Below are 19,932 nucleotides of genomic sequence, written 5' to 3'. Positions count from 1 at the left end.
CTTTCTAATCAGTTTAAATAATATTTGACAATTATCGGATTATCTAACTCATCAACATTTTCAGCGAAGGATATGAGTTTTTCGACCTTTTTATCTGTTGCACTTTCATTATGTTCTTTTGCAGCCTGTGACAGCTCTATTAGTGAACCAGTGGGTAATACTGACGCCAAATATTCATCATTCCCATATTGAAAAGGATAGGTTACAATATAATCTAAGTCATTTACGATATTATCAATAATGTGCTCTTTCCCTCTTATTTTATCCTTAAAATAAAAATGAATACTATTCTTTTCATAAAAAGGGAAATATAAGTATTTATTCATGTCAATCATCCCTCCCAAAACAAATCCATGTTTACTCCTATATTTCTTTAGTTGATCAAAGTTTTTTGATTCCTTCAATTCCTGCAAATCCGTATTACCAAGATCAACCTGATATTTTACCTTTATGTCCCGGTCCTTTCTATTGAAACTATATATAAGATTCTCAAAAGGTCTGATAAAAGAAAAATTACTGCCGGCTGATGGTACAATAGGCATATTAGCATCGAGACTAATATGGTCATTAAGAGAATTAGTAAACCAACCCTTTTCGAGGCTCCCCCTTTTGGTTAATATCATCATACGGCTTTCTCCCAATCTGTCGGAAAAGTTATGTCCTTCCCGGGTCAACAGAAAATCTCCTTTTCCAAGGCTCTCTACATTATCAATATAAGGAGGTAAATGAATCGTCTTCTTAAAATGTCCATGCATATCATAGGCAAATAGTAGTTGCTGACGGCTACTCAACAGGTAAATAGTCGAATCTTTCTCATCAATTGTTACGTCTGTCAGATCTGTAAATTCTCCTGGAGCACCCAATTGTTTTTTAAGTTTAAAGAGAAACTTACCTGCCGTATCAAAAACAAATAAAGACTTTGCTATTTCCTTATCCATTAGAATGATCCTATCTTCGGTCATAATCAACTTATCAACAGCGCCAATCAGACAATCAGGACTAGTTTCTAACGGTATATATTCGTTCCTTTTGACCAGCTCAGAAAGATTCATTGGTCCAGGCTCGTTTTCTTTTAGGTTAATCTTAGAAAATGATGAATCCCGCCCTACTTCATCAATAATAGCATAATTATAATCTCCACCCGAACAAGCGGCGATAAACAATAACAGTGACAGCCAGATTATTCTTTTCATTCTTATCTATTTTAGATACTTAAATTGAAATATTTTGCAATATTCCAATTTAAGTATTTTCAGCAATGCTCTTTATTTACCGCAAGAAGTTTCATTAGCAGTGTTACACTCATATCCGCTATGAGTTTTACACTTCTTTTTACTACTAAGTGCAATGTTTAGCTGAGACTGCTTAATTGGAAATTTAATACTCAGGCTTGATGTAATACAAAGCGGAGTTTTCATCTCATAGTTTTGTAAGGTACTACCGCCACCAGATGGCTGATCCGTATTGCCACCAACTTCAACATCGGCTGGCATACTATAAATCCACGGATCATTCGGATCATCAGTAGTCCCGGTTACATCGGTATTACTGTTTCCCCCACTGCTGCTGCTTGTTTGTGCGACTATGGCTAAACCGAGGTTGTTCTTGCCAATACCATAATTGTAAATGGCATACTGGAGGTTGGCAGTCAGTGCAAATACTACTGCCAGGATTCCTGAGAACTTCAGAATGTTTCTTCTGTTCATTCGTGAAATGTTTAAATGGTTAAAAAAACAAAAGACTTCCAGGACAAGCTCTCCTATAGAAAGCTGACTACAAATTTTAATATATAGTAAATGTAATTTAAAACGACTCGTACTGGCTGTCCTCAAACGCCTCCTGCTTTTCTTTTAAAGCTTCATAGTCTGATCTGGATTTAATTACTTTTCTGAGTTCCGCTTTTAGTGTATCGGTATTATGCCAGACCTTTGTCCGCTCATGTGCGTACACAGCGAGGCAAACAATATACATCGCAGCAATACTTACGAAAAGCTGTCGGTATGATACACTTTTCTCATAAATATGATTAAACAGATAGCCCATCATAAAAAACACGCCAATAGAAGCCAGATATACATATCTATCCGCGACTATCGCAAAACGGGAGAGTGGAATAATATGAAGTGCCAACCCAATGTGAATAAGAAAGAACAACAATCCAAAGCTCACCCATTTTTCCTTCAAAAAACGCCACAACGCAACGATGATTACAATTAATAAAAATGGATACATCCAGAATCTGCCGGGTACAGGATCTCCAATCGGATTAGGAAAAGGATATAGATAAGATAGCTTCACAGGTATCACACATTTAATGAAATACTCTATAAATGCATAACAGGCAAACAAAATATTCTGATAAAACGGATAATTAAGATTCTCTGAAAGTACGCCTACTCCATCTGCAGCCTGCGAAAGCATTGTAACGACGCCAAAGAACAACGATAGAACAAAAAAAGGAATCTTTTCCATCCATATACGCCTGTCTTTCAGATCACGTCCTAAAACGTAATCCAGCAAGACAAGACACAATGGCATTGTAACAGCCTGCTCCTTTGCACCAAAAGAAATAATGAAAAACACACCCGTCCAGACCAGAAATTTTGACTTGCCTGTACTTATGAATTTCAGATAAAACAGTAAGGATAGGAGATAGAATAATACATAATTAATGATCTTGGATGCAGATACCCATGCAACCGATTCTACAAGAAAGGGATGAACTGCGACCAATGTCGCTGTAATAAAAGCAATACGCATTGCTGCATCCTGCTGAAAATTTCTGGAAAGTAAAAGCAGCCTTTTAATAAACAAAAACGTTAGCAGAACATTAGCAGTATGCACCAACAATCCAAATAGATGAAACCACCCGGGACTCCGTCCGAAAACAGAATATAACACCAAATAGCTCAATTCATTCACTGGTGCGTACTGTCCATGAAAGTATTGCGTTAGTATCCTCCCAATATTGACAAAATTAACGCCACTACGCGTGTAACGATTCAACACAACCCAATGGTCATCCCATAGAGTCTGAAATTCATGGAAGCAAATATTATAATACACAAGAAGGCACAATATGGGCAATGCGCACCATACATAGGTTCGGATTAATTTCATAGCCGTATAGTATGAACCTGAGTAGTAAAATTTTCTCTTAAAAAACGTAAATAAAAACGGGTAACATGGGTTATCCGGGTAACAGAAACGCACGCACTGAAGTCTGGTTGCTTTAAAATTCCGCAACAAATTAGGATATAATTTACAAATCAAAAAAAAAAATTAATTTCCTTTCTGTTAGTTTTATCGCTCCTATACAAAATGCTCATGTTCATTAGACCCAGTTTCCAAAATCTGTTAACCATCCTGGCTATTATTATTTATGGCGTTACCGCGCTTAACAGCCATGGTTACTATAATGCAGACGAACACTATCAGATCATTGAATTTGCCAATTTGAAATCAGGTATTAATAGTCCGGCAGAGATGGCATGGGAATATGGAAGTATGCTTCGATCCACTATTCAGCCATGGATATGTTATACCATATTTAGCACCATGCATTTATTTGGCATCTCTGATCCATATATACTTGCTGCTATTCTTCGGTTTTTAACAATGATTTTTGCTATTAGCGTAATACGATATACTGTTAATACGCTTGGAAAGGAAATCCCTGATGCGCATCAGATAATATTTTCAATACTCTCCTGGTTTCTATGGTTTCTGCCTTTTATCAATATCCGGTTCTCTGCAGAATGCTGGTCAGGCCTATGTCTTCTTTCCGGCACAGCAGTGCTACATAAGAATACAGGCAACAACCCCAGCTACCTCATTGCAGGTTTCTGGCTCGGACTTGCTTATCTATTTCGTTTCCAGACAGGAATTGCCATTGCAAGTATTATTTGCTATTCTTTTTTCATACGAAAAACTACTATTCAACATATTTTCACATTGATATCAGCTATAGCTTTCGTAGCCATCATTGGTGGTATTCTTGATTCCGTCTATTATGGAAGGTTTGTTATCACCGCCGTAAATTATTTCCAGGTCAATATCATTAAAGGCGTTGCTTCACGTTTTGGTACATCTACTGTATTTCAATATATGCAATTACTAGTACAGGCAAGTGTCTATCCTATCGGCATATTTATTACACTAAGTATCCTCGTGTTTGCTATCCGAAGACCAAAACATCTTATCACCTGGGTAGTACTGCCGTTTATATTCTTACACCTTGCAATTCCACATAAAGAAATCAGATTTCTCTTTCCCATCGTAAACTTTCTGCCTTTCATCATCATATCAGCATGGCAAATACCCGTTTCACGTTCACTCCCTGCCTTGCAACCAGTCCTTATAATAATATGCATTCTCGTCAACATACCCGGAATCGCTGTTAATATGAACAAAGACGCTGACAATGGCAGACAAGACCTCACACGCCGGATAGCAAAGGAATATGGGGATCGCCCACTCAGGCTACTTTATGGAAAAAATGGCAACCCCTATAAACCATGGCCCTTCCTTACAGAGCACTTTTATACAAGGTCTAATGTAGAATGCATATCAATAGAGAGCTATGATTCAAAGAATATTGACATAGTAGTAATAAAGAAAACTGATATCGCAGATCCTGTCTATAGTGCGATCATAAAAAAGAATCATCTGAGACAGACAGTACAAAGTATTCCTGCCTGGATAGAGAAGATTGATCAATTACATAATTGCAATCATCATCCTGGCATATTAGTATTATTTGAACGTGCTAAATATTAACACTTGGCTTTTATTTCTCCTATACGCGTAACACTGTTTTTTCTGATTATTATGATTGCAGCAATCGCTGTTACTCCTTATTTAAAGATTAGCAAAGAGGGTTCGTCTTTCAACACTGCTATTAATATTTCTTTTTCATTGGCGGACAGTAATCCTGAAACAATAGAACAACGTGTTACATCTGTCATTGAAGGGGCATGTGCTAATCTTGGACAACTCAAAAAAATCTCTTCCACATCCCGCTACAACAGTGGCACTGTTCAATTACTTTTTGACAGATCAACTGATCTGGAAATAAAAAAAGTAGAGGTAAACTCTTTGATCCGGCAGATTTATCCTCATTTGCCACCCGGAACATCCTATCCTACTGTCGTTGCGGGAGGTAATCATTCAACAGATGAACGAAGACCACTGCTGATTTATAATGTACTGGCAACTGATATTGCACCGACGACAACAAGACAACTTTCTGATATATTGAATAAGCAACTCAGCGGTATTAAAGGTATAGACAAAATAAACATAAGTGGTAGCTCCGGACAACAGATAAGTATTGTTTTTAATAAAGCCAGGTGTTATGCAAATGAAATTGATCCCGCGGTAATAATATTTAAGCTGCAAACATCTTTCAGCGGATCCTTCCCCGGTATCTCAAAAAACGATGATGGAACACAATACTTTTTGAACATTCCCGATAACAATATCGAATCACTGGCTACCCTCGAACAACTAACTGTCTCTCTCCCGGGAGCCCCACAAGTGAAATTAAAAGATGTTGCTACTGTCTTTTTTGAAGAAATCCCGACATCCGGTTACTTCAGGGTAAATGGGAAAAGTTTTCTTACAGTAAGTGTAATATCAAAGCCAGGTATTAACAGAATTAAACTAAGCGATACAATTATCGAACAGTTAACTACATTCAAACACCCGCAGTATTCGCTATCGCTCGCCTATAATGATAGTGAGTTTCTCAAAAAAGAACTTCAAAAAAATGTTCAGAGAAGTGCTATTGCTGTCAGTATCCTACTAGTTCTTCTTATGCTATCATACAGAACAATAAGTCATATCTGTAACTTATTGATCGGGTTACTAATGAGTCTCGCCTTAACAACAGTTGTTGTATGGACATCTGGCATCGAAATCCATCTTTATACTATTTCGGGACTGGCTATTTCATTTGGCATAATTATCGATAATGCCATTGTAGTTCTTGATAATAGTTATAGACAGCGCAACCGAAAGATCTTTCCGGCATTACTATGTTCAAATCTTATTATCATTTGTGCAATGAGTCTGATTGCCCTTATGGGATATGAGGCGTTGACAGATTTCTCACTTATTATATCTATTTCTCTCGGAGCATCCCTGCTTACATCGTTATTCTTTACACCGGCTTTATTGAGGCTGTTTAAACATGTTGAATATAAACAACCCTTTCCGCGAAAGGGTGTAAAATTATACTTAGCATACGTGAGATCAGTACAATTTATCGCGGTTCGCAGGAAAACTTTCATTTCCTTACTCGTACTACTATTCGGATGTCCCCTTTTTTTACTACCTGAGAGATGGGAAGGGCATCACTGGTATCAGCAATTGTACAATTCCACAATAGGAAGCGATCTCTATACTTATAAAATCCGGCACCACACAGACAAGTATCTTGGTGGCACATTATATCAATTCCATTCTAAAGTTAACATAGAAAATCCGGACATAGAACCTGAACAGACAAGTCTGCATTTATCAGCAAAACTACCTTTTGGCAGTACACCTGAACAAATGAATGCACTCCTTCATGAAATAGAGGTCTATCTTTCTAAAATAAATTCAATTAACGAGTATCTGACCACCGTTTATTCTGGTCAGACAGGGCAGATTGAAATCTTCTTTAAAAATGACTATGAAACTACGTCACTTCCTATACGCTTAAAAGAGATTCTGACTGATTACTCCAGAGAACGAGGTGGGGCAGAATGGACAATTACTGGCATTGGACAAGGATACAGCAATACCAGTGAGAGAGAACAAACAGACTTCACTCTCGTACTTAAAGGTTATAATTATAATGCGCTAAAAGCACAGGTTTCATCACTCATAAAAAAGCTTTCCGGCAATATGAGGATACAACATATTAATAGCAATGCCTTTGCTGATGATCCTGAAGACAGAGAACAAGGCTATGTATTGAACACCGATCCCCGCCTTCTTTCATTGCGCCGAACCAGTCAGCAGGAAATGCTGAACGAATTATTTTTTATCAGTAACACAAAAAACAGCATTGCTGCAATCAATGTTAAAGAAGACCAATACCCTGTAGTATTAAAAGAAAAAGACGCTGAAAATTTTAGCATCTACGACCTGCTACATAAACCATTACAACTAAATAGCAATAAAACAATTCGTCTTCAGGACTTTAGTGAGATTAAGTTTACACCCCTGGAGAACAACATTTACAGAGAAGCAAGACAATATATTCAGTTAGTGAGCTTTGAATATATAGGCCAGTATCAGGATGGGCAAAAATTTCTTGATCGCCAAATAAAAGACCTTCGTAACAGTATGCCCTTAGGTTATACTATTGAGATTTCAGGCGAGGAAAACAGCCAGGATAGCGATCGATATTATATGCTTCTCAGCCTCATCGTTCTTACTGTTTTTATCCTTTGCAGTATTTTATTCGAGAATCTTCGGCAACCTCTTGTAATAATCTGCATTACGCCTGTTGCTTTTATAGGGCCCTTCCTATTGTTCGCCTTTACAAATAAATTTTTCGATTACGGCGGATATGCAACTCTTATTATCCTGGGAAGTCAGATTGCTAATCCGGCTATCTTCATTATCAACGACTTAAATTCCCTTCTACGTACTTCACATCAGGATTACAACCGCTTGTTATTCAAAGCTGTATTTAAGCGCATACGCATCATTTTACTCACAACTGCGGCCGTATGCTGTGGCTTCGTACCTATAATGCTCGAAGATAAACAGGAAAGCTTCTGGTCCGCACTATCAGCAGGATGTGTCAGTGGATTATTTTTTGTATTGGTGGCAGTTATAATACTACTGCCCGTCCTTCTATACAAACCTGCTAAAATAGTAAAGCATACTAACATATAATACATACATTCCGGCACAAAAAAAGCCGGTGTAATCCTGAAGATTACACCGGCTTCTATAATACTTTGTATAATGATTATTTGCTTCTGGCTTCCGACACCTACTGCTTCTGCGCATTCTTAATACTATCCTTCCTCGCCTTCTCCTCTCTCTTTGCCTTCTTCTTAAAAAAGCCTCTCAGCAGGAAGTTATGCTGCATTGCTTCCAGGTCCTGGTCGAGCTTCGCGGTGCTTACATTCAGGTTCTTCAGGGTCTGTTTCAGGTCTTCACCTGACTGCTGATCATTCAGCAATACACCAACCGGAGATTTTGCATCATTCAGGTTGTCTTTCAGCCCCTGTGTAGTGCTCTTCAGGTTTTCCACTACTACGTTCGCATTGCCTGCCACAGCATTCATCTGGGCAACCGCTGCACGGAGGTTATTGAATACAGTAGTATCAGTTACCAGGTCGTTGGTCAGGGTACCTTCCTTACGCAGACTGGATGCATAGTCCGCCAGACCTTTGGTCAAACGTTCCGTATTGGCAGCTGCTTTTTCAAACGTAGCAACTGTTTGTGAAAGATTATTATAAAGCGACTCGTCGCTCATCAGTTTACCGATAGAGCCTTCTCCGTTAACGATACGTTTGCTGAGTGTGCTCAGGTCACCGGTGATCAGCAGGAGCTTCTTGTTATTCTCCTGCAGTGTGGTCATGATCTCGTCAGGGCTGATGTTAACCGCTACTTTCAGCTGGTCGCCATCCTGAATAGCAGGAACGCCCTCAGTACCACCGGATAAAGCGATGATCTTGTTACCTACCAGACCATCAGAACCTACTTTCGCCACTACGTCCTTATGTATGAACTGTGCTGATTTCTCTTCAATGTTCAGATCAACCCTGATCTTATTATGCTCTATAAAAGTGATCTTCTTTACGGTACCTACCTTTACGCCTGAATACCAGATGTTGTTACCGGTCTGTACCCCTCCGATATCACTGAAGGTCGCGCTGACATGTACCGCGCTAACAAAAGCCTTTTTTTGTCCGCCAAGTGTAAGTACGCCTGCTATAACAATAAGCAAACCTAGGGTGATAAAAATGCCTACTATTACCGCGCGTCTGTTGCTTGTTTCTTTCATATCTTACTGTATAAAATTATAGTCATAAAATTCATTGATGAGTTCATCCTTGGTGCTGAATACCTCATCAAAAGTGCCTTGTTTCACAAACTTTCCTTCTTTCATTACCACGATCTTGTCTCCTACATCTTTGGCGCAGGTAAGGTCATGCGTAATAATGATAGAACTGGTATGAAAACGGCGTTGTACTTCGTTGATCAGATTATTGATTTCTGTGCAGGTAATAGGGTCAAGACCTGCTGTGGGTTCATCATACAACATAATATCCGGACGCAGGATCAGGGTACGGGCAATGCCGATACGCTTACGCTGGCCACCGGAGAGTTCCGCAGGCATCTGGTCGATGGTCTTTAAAAGACCTACCGCTTCCAGGGTAACATTCACACTCTTTCTCACCTGCTCGTTGCTGATACCCGGGGTATTCCGCTTCAGGGGAAATGCCAGGTTCTCACCAACGGTCATACTATCATACAGCGCGCCATTCTGAAAACAGAACCCTACTTTCAGACGGAGCTCCCGCAGATCGACGGTACTCAGTGTATCAACTTCTTTGCCCAGTACATTGACACTACCGGAGTCCGGTTTCAGCAACCCTGCAATGATCTTGATCAATACAGACTTACCCGTACCGGAACGACCCAGCACCACCACGTTTTCACCCTTGTGCACATTTATGTCAATACCGCGTAACACATGATTGGTACCAAATGACTTGTAAAGGTCATGGATATCGATCACCTTCTCGCTCATATTTATTTCCGGCGTAAATGACTTCATATTATCGGATAGAATTGGCAATTTGAACAATAAAGATCTCTTCAATAAAGATCAGGAACATGGAGATCACCACCGAAATGTTCGCTGCTTTACCTACACCCTGGGTACCCTGGGTCGCATGGTATCCCTGATAACAGCTTACCACCCCGATCGTAAAGCCGAAAACGACCGCCTTCACCCCAGTTGTGATAAAATCAAGGAAATATATATTCTTGAATGCCTCCTGGAAGAAACTGGTAAAAGAGGTCTGCTCGTTCAGGTGAATATCCAGGAAAGACCCCAGTAAACCTACCAGTCCGGTATAACCAACAAGGATAGGAATAGATATGGTCGTCGCCATGACCCTGGTCGTAACCAGGAACTTGAACGGGTTGATCGCAGATACCTCCATGGCGTCTATCTGTTCAGTTACACGCATGGATGCCAGCTCCGCACCGATACTGGAACCTACCTTACCGGCACAGATCAGGGCCGTCACCAATGGCGCCAACGCCCTGATAACAGCAATAGCGATCAGAGAAGGTAACCAGGAGGTAGCACCAAATTCGGACAGGGAAGGTCTGGATTGCTTGGTAAATACGAGACCGGTAATGAAGCCGGTCATGGTGATCAGCGCCAGGGACTTATAGCCAACCTGATAACACTGACGGATAACCTCGCGTATTTCAACAGGTCGCTTGAAGGCTTCCTTAAAGATTCTGCCGATGAATAAAACGATGTTAAAAATGTCTTTAAAAAAACCGTCAATACCTTTCGATATGACTGGTTTCTCCGGCTGTTCGATATTTGAGTCCATTCTCTGTGTTTAAGAATTTGCGAAGATAAGTCGCCTGATATTCATTACTAAATACAATTTTAGTTCTCGTTTGTTAAATCGGCGCCTATTACATTGCAAATCAAAAGTAAAATTCCAAGATACGGACTTATCCGCAATGGGATTGCATATATTAGTATTTAATAATAAAAAATTAAATGCAGGTGTATTTGAAAGATAAATAATGTGCGGGAACATGTAGTCAAAGTTGCACAAAACGGTTTCGATTGTGCAACTTTGACTACGACCATAAAAGTATCAGCGGGAGCGCAACTGGCCCATATCCCCTCAGCTGACCGCATCTATTCCCCAGCTTTTCATAATATCATTACTGAAAATACCCGCCGTCGCAGGGTCGATTATTTTAGACCTGGCCAGCAGAAACTTATCAAGACTGTCTCCGTACATACGACGGAGCCTATCCGGCGTGATAGAGGACATTTTCCCCCAATGGAAACTAAACGGAATGTTCAGCTGGTCCAGCTTATCCCACACGGCATCATAAAAGCGCTGCGTCTCCCTGGACAGCACCGCGTCCAGTTCCATCACACATGTTACGGGGGCAAATCGCGTAAATGCCATGGTTGCACGGGAGGACTTCACAAACCGGAATGCGAACAGACCAACGAAAGGTCCTGCCGCCTCATTTACGGCCATCAGGGCCTGTACTACCTGTGGTACTGCCGTCAGGGGAAGGCCTATCGCCGCACTGGCAATCTTCCCCCTGAGGATCGTATTACTGAAGACCTCTCCCAGCCTGCCAAACTGCTTTTCATGTATATTCAGACTTTCACTCAGTACTTTGGTCACCATCAGCGGTACTGCTCCCGGCACTATTCCGGCCAGTTTACCCACAAAACAGGGGGCATCATCACCGGGACCTATACCGGCCCCGTTAGGCTTTGGAGGCGTATAGTCATTGCGATAAGGGCGCTTATACATCGTGGTGGCATATACTCCCTTCTTCATCTCATAGGGATTGATCATCATCTGCATGTGAAAAGGACGCTCCCCGGGAAAAGGCAGCTTTGGATTGGAGAAGTCCAGCGCTGTCAGCTGACGGATCAAAGCATCATCATATGGCACCCGGCGTTGATATGACTCCAGCAGAAAGTCATCCACAGTCTCAATCATAACGCCATGCACAAAGCCCATCGCCCCTATACTGACCAGTGCCGCATCAAATACATCATCATCTCTGAGGAGATCAGCACCTAGTCTGTCCGCGAAACTGTCCGCCATCACCGGATAAGAAGACCGCTCCAGCCAGAGCTGTGTATCCGGACCGGTGATCAGATGAAGCCCTACCACATTTTCCTGTAAAGCACCGAAATCTAGTCCGGCGCCATGGGTCCCCGTCGCTATTGCTCCTGCAATCGTCTGTCCGTTACTGGCTCCGCTGGAGGACAGAGAGAAGCCCCGTTCATTCAGGAACTTGTTCAGTTCCCATATCCGGTTGCCGCACTGCGCCATACAGAGGTACTTATGATTTCCCTTATACAACGGGGAAACACTCCCCTGGGATACCGGGAAACGTATATTCAGTAGTTTGGTATTCAGAATAATACCCTTTGAGGCTGCGATCGGGGTAAATGACCAGCTGCCACCCAGTGCCCGGAGCGGCGTATTACTTTGAATCGCCTCCCGGATAATCTGCTGAATACCTTTGGTTGTATCGTTATAGATCTCCAACGCCGTCCCCGTTGTCTCATTGGCGAGATCATACAGATCCTGCACCGGCAGGGAAAAGGTGCGATGCTCATTACTCCAGGTAAAGGAGCCGTTTTTGACAATTTTCATACGGGATGAAGTTGTAGGTGGAAGAATTACAATGAGTCAACCGGTGGCGGACAGGGAGTCGCGCATTGCCACTCTATGGTCAGCGGACAATAAATACCCAGGGTACAGACAGTCAGCAGGGCATTGCCAAAATTATTCTTCACCCTTACTTCCGCTACACCGTTGACACCCAGCGAGTCGCATACCGGGGTCCGGATAATCTGTGGTTTGTTGAGCAATCCCCAGAAGAGACTACAGGTTTTTATCCTGTTACGGGGAGATGCGCCGGTGGAAGGTAATGCATGGGTAGCTACGCGATAGGAGTAACAACCTCCGGCAAATAGTAATACGACAGACAGGATGCCTGTTCTGAGCATGTTGTGGATTTGGGGGCAACACATATGCGTTTCTTTCTACTAAAATAACCATAAACCACCGAAAAATGCGGGACGGGTCTCCCCCCTCAAAACATGTCTGGCAGATAATCGACCAGCAAAACCATGGTTTATACATTTCTTTCCGGGGTCCATGCGTTGATCAACGCGCCGATGTCCTTTATTTTTGCTGTATGAAACACAAAGTGGATAAAAAGGATTTAAAAAAACGCCTGTCCTTTGTAATGATGGCTCAATTTGATGGATTAAACGAGAAGGGAAAGGAAAAGCTACAGGATTACCTGGACAAACAACTGGATAAGGTAGCTGATTTCTACAAAGAAGTCCTCAAAAAACAGCAGCAAAAAGACAGGAAAAAGGCAGCGGCAACCATTATAGCACATAATGAAGCCCTGCTGCAACCAGCGGCTGTTCCGGAGTCTCCGGCAGCAGCATCATAATAAATAGCACGTCCCTCCATCTACATAAAAGAGGAAAGGCTGTTCGCCAATGGCGAACAGCCTTTCCTCTTTTATGTACTATATATTTTAAGCGTTCTTTCTGGCAGCAATCATCATATGCGGACTCATAGCCAGCATTTCCGGATGATTTTCAGTAGCCTTCAGCAGGGCAAATTGCTGTTGCTTTTTCTCAGGATCTGACCTGTTTTCAAAATACTTGCTGTCCAGCCAGATCACCCCTTCTACCGCAAAAGTATCAATATGCCCGAACTCAGCCTCTTTTACCTCTGCGGCCAGCTGGGAAGGTCTGTGGTAATAAGCTTCCGGAAGAATACCCGGCCAGCTGCCTGGTGCATTGTGTACACCTGTAGCCAGTTCCTGCTGACACATCTCCAGGAATGCCTTATCATGGATATAACCATTGGTCAGTCCTACCAGCGTCGAAGCCGTATAGTTAATCGCAAAACCAAGCAGCACGCCTCCCGGTTTCAATACTCTGTACGCTTCGCGGAGCGCGGCGATCCTGTCTTTTTTCTCCTGCAGATGATACAGCGGACCATGCAGGATCACCACATCTGCAGATGCATCAGCCAAGTCCAGTTTCCGTGCCTCACCCAATATAGCTTTGAATGGATTCTTCTTGTATTTGGCAGCTTTTTTTGTAGCCTGCTCGATGTGTTTCGGAACGGGGTCAAAGAGGTAAACTTCATACCCCGCTTTAGCCATCCAGGCAGAATAGACGCCTGGTCCGCCTCCTACATCGGCCACGACTCCATTCTTAGGTAAAAAGCGCTGAATAAGCTCCTTATTGCGTTCAAATTCAAGTGGACCTAATCCTACTTCAAGCCTGATTTCCTCGTACGTTTCTGAATAAAACTGTTCAAGTGTTTCGCTGACTAAATTAGCCGTCTTCATGATTTAATGGTTATATACTGACAAATTTGTTTCTTTTTTTTCAGAAACCGAAGCCTTTTTTTACGATTCACCTGCTGTCACAGCAATCTTTTCCTCCAGCAGCAAATTCCGTCTTTTTACAGCAGCACCTGCTACTGTTGCACTATTTGTACCGTCTGTCGCATATATTTTGTGACAATAACTGCTAATAATATTGTAGGCAGTTTCATCGGAAAGCAGCATCATGTGATTCGCCACATCCAGATCTGTCATCTCAAAATCCGGTATCTGCTGCTCCCACTCGGCCCAGTAATTAATATGATCATAGGCTGGCTGCTCTTTACTAAGCATAAAGAACGGCGCCAGCTCTCCCAGAAAATATCCATTTCCATTCCGGAAGTAGTGACACTTTATTCCCGTAGGATCCGGCAGTGGGAATACCTCATACTGGTCTACTGCATATGCTTCCTGCACCCGTACACTCTGTCTGATGAATTCCTCCAGTCTGGCAAGTGATTGCGTACCTCCCCGTTCTTTAAAATGTGCCATCAGCGTTGAGATCAATTCATCCATATCCGTTATATCACTAACAAGTGACCTGTTTATAAGAATTTCTTTAAAGCGTTCCGGAGAATGGACGATTCCAGAGAACAATGACATGTTCACCGCCTGTAATATCGCATCGCGTTTATCGAAGCGCTCAGCAGATACTTCTGCTCCATACAGTGAATCGAGCATCACAATGGTATTCACCTTTTGCCCCATCTCCTGTAACTGCCGGGCCACCTCGTAAGCAATCACACCGCCCAGGGAATAACCACCCAGGTCATAGGGCCCTGTTGCCTGCACTGATCTTATAATGTGTACATAATAAGCAGCCATAGCGCTCACACCCTTCAGCGGTTGCCGGGAAGTCATATACCCCCGGGCCTGTATACCATAAAAAGGACGCTCAATGGTCTGCGCCAGCGCCTGATAAGGCTCGACCCCACCCGCAGCGGCATGAAACCAGAATACGGGCCGGCCCTCCTTCCTGCCATTCAGCCTGATCAGCTCCGGAAATGGCGACAGGTCAACCTGGTTCGATACAAAACCTCCCAGCCCGTCCAGTACTGCGCGGATATCATTGATCGTACGACAAGCCACCAGTTGCCCCGGGTGTATGCCCGGATGATGATGTAGCTGTAACTGCTGTACAACCTGCATCATCTGCATGGAATCCATGCCATATTCTTCCAGCGGTTTGTCCGCATCCAACTCGGTTTTGTCCACGCCTGATATTGCCGCTATCAGATCAGCCAGCTCTTTTGTCTCTCCATTGATCCCGTTTGTCTGCATAGGTTTCGACCCTATGGGATACGGCGTATCAGTGGTTTCTACCCAGCAACGACGTTTCTCAAAAGGATATCCCGGCAGGACCATTTTCTTCGCCCCGGTATATAAAATGAGATCTGACCAGTTGAGCTGCGCGCCCTTTGCCCAGTATAATGCCAGCAGATCATAGTTCTTCTCCCTTGCCGCTGTTTCCAGTAATACCTGCTGCGAACTACCGGAGAGAATACGCCTGACAGCTGCATCGGCTTCTCCGGGCTCGCCGGTATAAACCTGTATATCAGCGGGTAGTTCCGGAGCATGCTGCAATGCCGTTTTTAATGCCGTTATATCTTTTACAACGGCCACCCAACGGTAAGGCATTGCCTCCCTGCCGGTCTGTAAAGTATGCGCTATATTCGTCAGGGACACATCCGTAAGTGTATCCAGAAAAGCGGATAGTTGTAATTTTTGCGCTTGTAATTGTCTGGCGCTCCTCGCTGAAAGAGGAATGATAAAGGTCCCGCTATCCACCACGTCTTTCACTGCTTCATTCCGGAACTCTTCCAGGATCACATGTACATTTGTTCCACCTGCGCCAAAAGAGCTAACCGTTGCGAGTAGCGGGAAAGGCCTGTTCCATTCCTCCAGGCGATCCTGCAGATAAAACGGAGAATCCTCCCATATGATATCAGGATTCAGCGCTCCTTTTCTGAGTGTAGGCACCAACTGTCTGTGGTGTAGTTGTAAAACAGCTTTACTCAGCTGAGACATACCTGATGCCGCCTCTGCATGTCCTATATTCGACTTAACAGCCCCTATAGCACAAAAACGCTGTTGATCAGAGAACTTCCTGAAAGCCCTGGAAAGTGCGGCAAATTCAATCGCATCTCCCATAGCAGATCCATTCGCCGCAGCCTCCACATAACTGACTTTAGAAGGATCGATACCAGCATTGCGGAAATGCTGTTCTATCAGCTGTGCCTGTGCCGTTAAATTAGGTACTGTAAATCCGTTGGATTGTCCATTATGACTAATCGCCGTAGATCGCACCACCGCCAGTATATGATCATTATCTGCTATCGCTGCGGATAAGGGTTTTAGCAAAACCGCGCCGACGCCATCCGCAGGGAGATATCCATCTCCTGCGCTGAAACTCCGGCTGTCCGGATGACTGCCGATCATACCCGTCAGACTCAGTCCCGTATATTTCTTCGGATGCACTGTCACATTTACTCCTCCGGCGATCGCCATTTTACACTCACCTTTCCGGATACTCTCACAGGCATAATGCAAGGCTACCAAAGAAGAAGAACAGGCTGTATCAACAGCCAGGGAAGGCCCCTGCAGATTAAAATAATAGGATACCCTGTTGGCAATGGCGCTGTGACTCGATAAGGCAGTTACCGCCTCCTGGGCATCTCCACCGCCCAGTAGCTGATAATGATTATACATGGCCCCTGCAAATACACCTACTGCTCCGTTATATTTTCGCTTCAGGGTATCTTTTGTATAACCTGCACTTTCCAGCAACTGCCACACCGTCTCCAGAAAAAGCCGCTCCTGTGGATCCGTCAGCGAAGCCTCTCTTGGAGATATATTAAAGAAAAGCGGATCAAACTGATCGGCGGCTGATATGAATCCACCCCAGTTACAATGTGTCTTTCCCGGGGCAGCCGACCGTTGCTCAAAGTAGCGACTATTGTCCCATCTCTCCGTCGGTACAGTAGTGATGCAGTCTTTTCCTGAGCGCAGATTATCCCAGAATGCAGCGATATTGGCCGACTGCGGATATCTGCCCTCAATAGCTATAATCGCAATGGCTTCTTTATCCCGGTCAGCAGTAGGGTTTACTGCCTTCGCTGAAGTAGATTTTAAAGGCTTCTTTTCCCTGAGATATGCAACAGGTCGTTCTACCGGTTTACTTACCTTTTCTTCATTAGGCTTCTTACCTACACCCAGTATTGTTTGTAACTGTGCGCTATGTTCGGATATAAAGTATCCTGTTAGCTCGGCGATCGTCTGATACTCAAAAAATAAGGTCCTTGGTAGAGGACCAAACTGTTTCTCAAAATGCGATACGAGCTGCATCATCAATATAGACTCAATGCCATATTTGTCAAGCGTCACATCTGACTCAATTTCATGATAAGGGAGTTTGACAAAGTCCGCCAGCTGATGACTAAAATAAGTCAGCGCTGCCGCTTGTATATCAACGCTGTTATCTATAACAGGAATGTTTTTTTGTGAAGTTGTCTGTCGCTTCTCCGTTCGCTTTTCTGGCTGGCGGAAAAATGTTTGCAGTTTTTGCGGATCTCCCTGCATCACCAGGACCTGTGTCTTATGCGAAGCCCAGGCCTTATAAAAAGCCTGCAAACCATTTGTGGTACTCATAGGTGTCATGCCTGTGGTCTGCCATAACAGCTGCCGCGCTTCCCGGCTTATATCCATCCCTCCCTCTTCCCACAAGGGCCAGTTGATAGATAACCATCTTACATTCATCTTTCGTTCAGCAACGTAGGATGAACGATCCAGCGCAAAGGTATCTAAGAAGGCATTTGCTGTTGCATAATCAGCCTGTCCGGCATTACCGGTAACACCAGCTCCGGAAGAAAACAAGATAAAGAAATCCAGCGCTATGTCACGACAGGCATTCTCCAGGTGGACTGTACCAGTCACCTTCGGCAACAATACTTCTCTGAAATCTGTAATATCTTTTTTGGTGATATAGGCATCCTTTGTCAATCCTGCGCTATGTATAACACCATGCAAACCACCATAAAGAGATACGATATCCTGGATATCCGTATTTACCGCCGAAGCGTCTGAAAGGTTCATCTGACGGTATACGACTTTCCCTGTTTCACTGTTCAGCGCTTCCAGCAACGAGCTAATACTATTGTCCTGCGCACGTCTGCCTGCCAGGATAACAATCGCATCCTGGGTACGCGACAGTATTTCACGGGCGAATAACTGTCCTAAACCACCGGTTCCACCGGTGATCAGGTATACTCCTCCATCCTTCCAGGGCGTCGTGTCGCTGCCTGCTGACAATGGCGACCAGTTTTCCTGCCATCCTTTTCCTTCCCTGTATTTTACATATAATGGTCCAGGTCCTGCATGCTGTTTTAAAACTGCAATAAGCCCTGTTCCTGTTTCATCTGTTTCAATTAGTTTTGCATCCAGCAACGGATATTCCAATACCGCTGTCTGCAACATACCCTTTAATCCACCCGCCAGCAACGAATGATGCGCACCCGTCATAACTACCTGCAACAGCGTCCTGCCGGTCACGCGTACTTCCAGTAAACGCTTTATTTCAAGAAACAGCCGCTCAGCATTTGACATAAAATTATCCGGAAGCGTGTCACTACCCGTCTCGATCGTAAGCACTTTACTTTTATCAAACGCCTCCTGTATAATTCCTGCGAATGGCACAGCATCTCCATACAACAGGATGACATGTCTTTCATAATCCGGTGTTACCGGATCATTCGCAGCAGTAAATGGCAGTTCCTTTTTCTCCAGTAATAATAACTGTTCCGATACACCCAGATCAAGTAACCTGAAAGTAAACCCCTTCAACAGGACACACAAATTCCCCTGCTGGTCTTTCAACTGGATATCCAGCTGCTGAATATTGCCGTACCCCGTATATCCTTTACTATAAGTAATAATTGCCTGCATCCGTGCAGAACAGGGACGATATACCTTAACTGCCTCCAGTGCAAAAGGCGCCTTACTCTTCATTACCGCATCGCCAATAGTCAGACCTATACTTCCCTGTAAAGCAGCATCCAGTAAAACAGGATGTAAGGGATAATCACCCATGGAAGATTCCAGGGCTTCCGGCAACAACAGATCAACAACTACCCGTTCCTCATTTCCAGAGATCTGTTGAATAGCCCTGAAGGCAGGCCCATATACCATACCTGCTTTTTCAAACAGCTGATAACACGCATCGCCCGTCAACAGTATTGGTAATTCGGCTGACTGTTCAGCTATATCAGAAGAGGCTGTATCATCACTTTCCGTAAGCGCCGCCCATCCATTACTATAAATCGTTTTCACACCATCCCACTCACTATAGATCTCAAAGAAAACAGTCTCATCTTCCTGGACCTGTAAAGCGGTATATACATTTACTGCTTCATCGCTTACAACCATAGGCTGTTGCCAGCTGACACGCGATAAAGCAATTGCATCCTCTGCCACACCTGTTGACAGAGCAACAGCTGCTCTTGCCATTTCCAGATAGACCGTTCCCGGTACTATCTTTCTTCCGGCAGCCACGTGATCTGTAAGAAAGAATTCCGTCCCTGTGAATACCGATTCAAATACCTGACCTCCGGGCGTAGATGTACTTCGGTGGATCAGTGGATGTAACACTATAGTATCAGCCGCAGGTCCATTAGTACCTGCCTGTTTGAGCAATCTGACTGCCTCAGACCGGGATATCCGGTCTGCTTTCAATTCATTCAATATATACGTAACCAGTTCTTTCAT

13 protein-coding genes are annotated in these 19,932 nt (G+C 43.5%); 3 read left to right on the top strand and 10 right to left on the bottom strand.

Annotated elements, in window-relative coordinates; all coding sequences use genetic code 11:
* Positions 1-8 precede the first annotated feature (8 nt).
* The 3 genes from BMZ72_RS00495 to BMZ72_RS00485 form a co-directional block, all read right to left on the bottom strand.
* Entirely contained in the window at positions 9-1,193 is a 1,185-nt protein-coding gene (locus tag BMZ72_RS00495; RefSeq protein ID WP_089804186.1) for a 6-bladed beta-propeller, read from the bottom strand.
* A gap of 72 nt (positions 1,194-1,265) precedes the next feature.
* A complete protein-coding gene (locus BMZ72_RS00490) occupies positions 1,266-1,706 on the bottom strand; it encodes a hypothetical protein (protein ID WP_089804184.1) in 441 nt (146 codons plus the stop codon).
* 97 nt (positions 1,707-1,803) lie between these two features.
* Positions 1,804-3,120: a hypothetical protein gene (locus tag BMZ72_RS00485; protein ID WP_089804182.1), complete on the bottom strand. Its 1,317-nt coding sequence runs from the start codon at positions 3,118-3,120 to the stop codon at positions 1,804-1,806.
* Between the two features lie 207 nt (positions 3,121-3,327).
* Between BMZ72_RS00485 and BMZ72_RS00480 the strand changes: the two genes are divergently transcribed.
* Together BMZ72_RS00480 and BMZ72_RS00475 are read left to right on the top strand one after the other, a co-directional pair.
* Complete coding sequence (locus BMZ72_RS00480) at positions 3,328-4,779, top strand: glycosyltransferase family protein (protein ID WP_177222632.1); 1,452 nt, start codon at positions 3,328-3,330, stop codon at positions 4,777-4,779.
* 3 nt (positions 4,780-4,782) lie between these two features.
* Positions 4,783-7,896: an efflux RND transporter permease subunit gene (locus BMZ72_RS00475; RefSeq protein ID WP_143087557.1), complete on the top strand. Its 3,114-nt coding sequence runs from the start codon at positions 4,783-4,785 to the stop codon at positions 7,894-7,896.
* 100 nt (positions 7,897-7,996) lie between these two features.
* Here the strand turns inward: BMZ72_RS00475 and BMZ72_RS00470 are convergent, their stop codons facing one another.
* The 5 genes from BMZ72_RS00470 to BMZ72_RS00450 all read right to left on the bottom strand — a co-directional run bounded on the left by BMZ72_RS00470 (position 7,997) and on the right by BMZ72_RS00450 (position 12,763).
* Positions 7,997-9,016, bottom strand: coding sequence for an MlaD family protein (locus BMZ72_RS00470; RefSeq protein WP_089804177.1), 1,020 nt, complete (start codon positions 9,014-9,016; stop codon positions 7,997-7,999).
* A 3-nt stretch (positions 9,017-9,019) separates the two neighbouring features.
* Complete coding sequence (locus BMZ72_RS00465) at positions 9,020-9,793, bottom strand: ABC transporter ATP-binding protein (protein WP_255373069.1); 774 nt, start codon at positions 9,791-9,793, stop codon at positions 9,020-9,022.
* Between the two features lies 1 nt (position 9,794).
* A complete protein-coding gene (locus tag BMZ72_RS00460) occupies positions 9,795-10,589 on the bottom strand; it encodes an MlaE family ABC transporter permease (protein WP_089804175.1) in 795 nt (264 codons plus the stop codon).
* Between the two features lie 306 nt (positions 10,590-10,895).
* Positions 10,896-12,407, bottom strand: a complete 1,512-nt coding sequence (locus BMZ72_RS00455) for an FAD-binding protein (protein ID WP_089804173.1) — start codon at positions 12,405-12,407, stop codon at positions 10,896-10,898.
* A 26-nt stretch (positions 12,408-12,433) separates the two neighbouring features.
* Positions 12,434-12,763 carry a Bor family protein gene (locus BMZ72_RS00450; RefSeq protein WP_089804171.1) on the bottom strand — a complete coding sequence of 110 codons (330 nt, stop codon included), beginning with the start codon at positions 12,761-12,763 and terminating at the stop codon, positions 12,434-12,436.
* A gap of 191 nt (positions 12,764-12,954) precedes the next feature.
* On the opposite strand from BMZ72_RS00450, the gene BMZ72_RS00445 reads away from it, so the two are divergent.
* Positions 12,955-13,221, top strand: a complete 267-nt coding sequence (locus BMZ72_RS00445) for a hypothetical protein (protein WP_089804169.1) — start codon at positions 12,955-12,957, stop codon at positions 13,219-13,221.
* A gap of 87 nt (positions 13,222-13,308) precedes the next feature.
* Here BMZ72_RS00445 and BMZ72_RS00440 read toward each other — a convergent pair whose 3' ends face one another.
* Entirely contained in the window at positions 13,309-14,136 is an 828-nt protein-coding gene (locus BMZ72_RS00440; RefSeq protein ID WP_089804167.1) for a class I SAM-dependent methyltransferase, read from the bottom strand.
* A gap of 60 nt (positions 14,137-14,196) precedes the next feature.
* Positions 14,197-19,932: an SDR family NAD(P)-dependent oxidoreductase gene (locus BMZ72_RS00435; RefSeq protein ID WP_089804165.1), complete on the bottom strand. Its 5,736-nt coding sequence runs from the start codon at positions 19,930-19,932 to the stop codon at positions 14,197-14,199.

This window comes from Chitinophaga sp. YR627, assembly GCF_900114995.1.
Taxonomy (GTDB): domain Bacteria; phylum Bacteroidota; class Bacteroidia; order Chitinophagales; family Chitinophagaceae; genus Chitinophaga.
The sequence above is the reverse complement of the archived record's forward strand: the minus strand, read 5'-3'. Positions and strand labels throughout refer to the sequence as shown.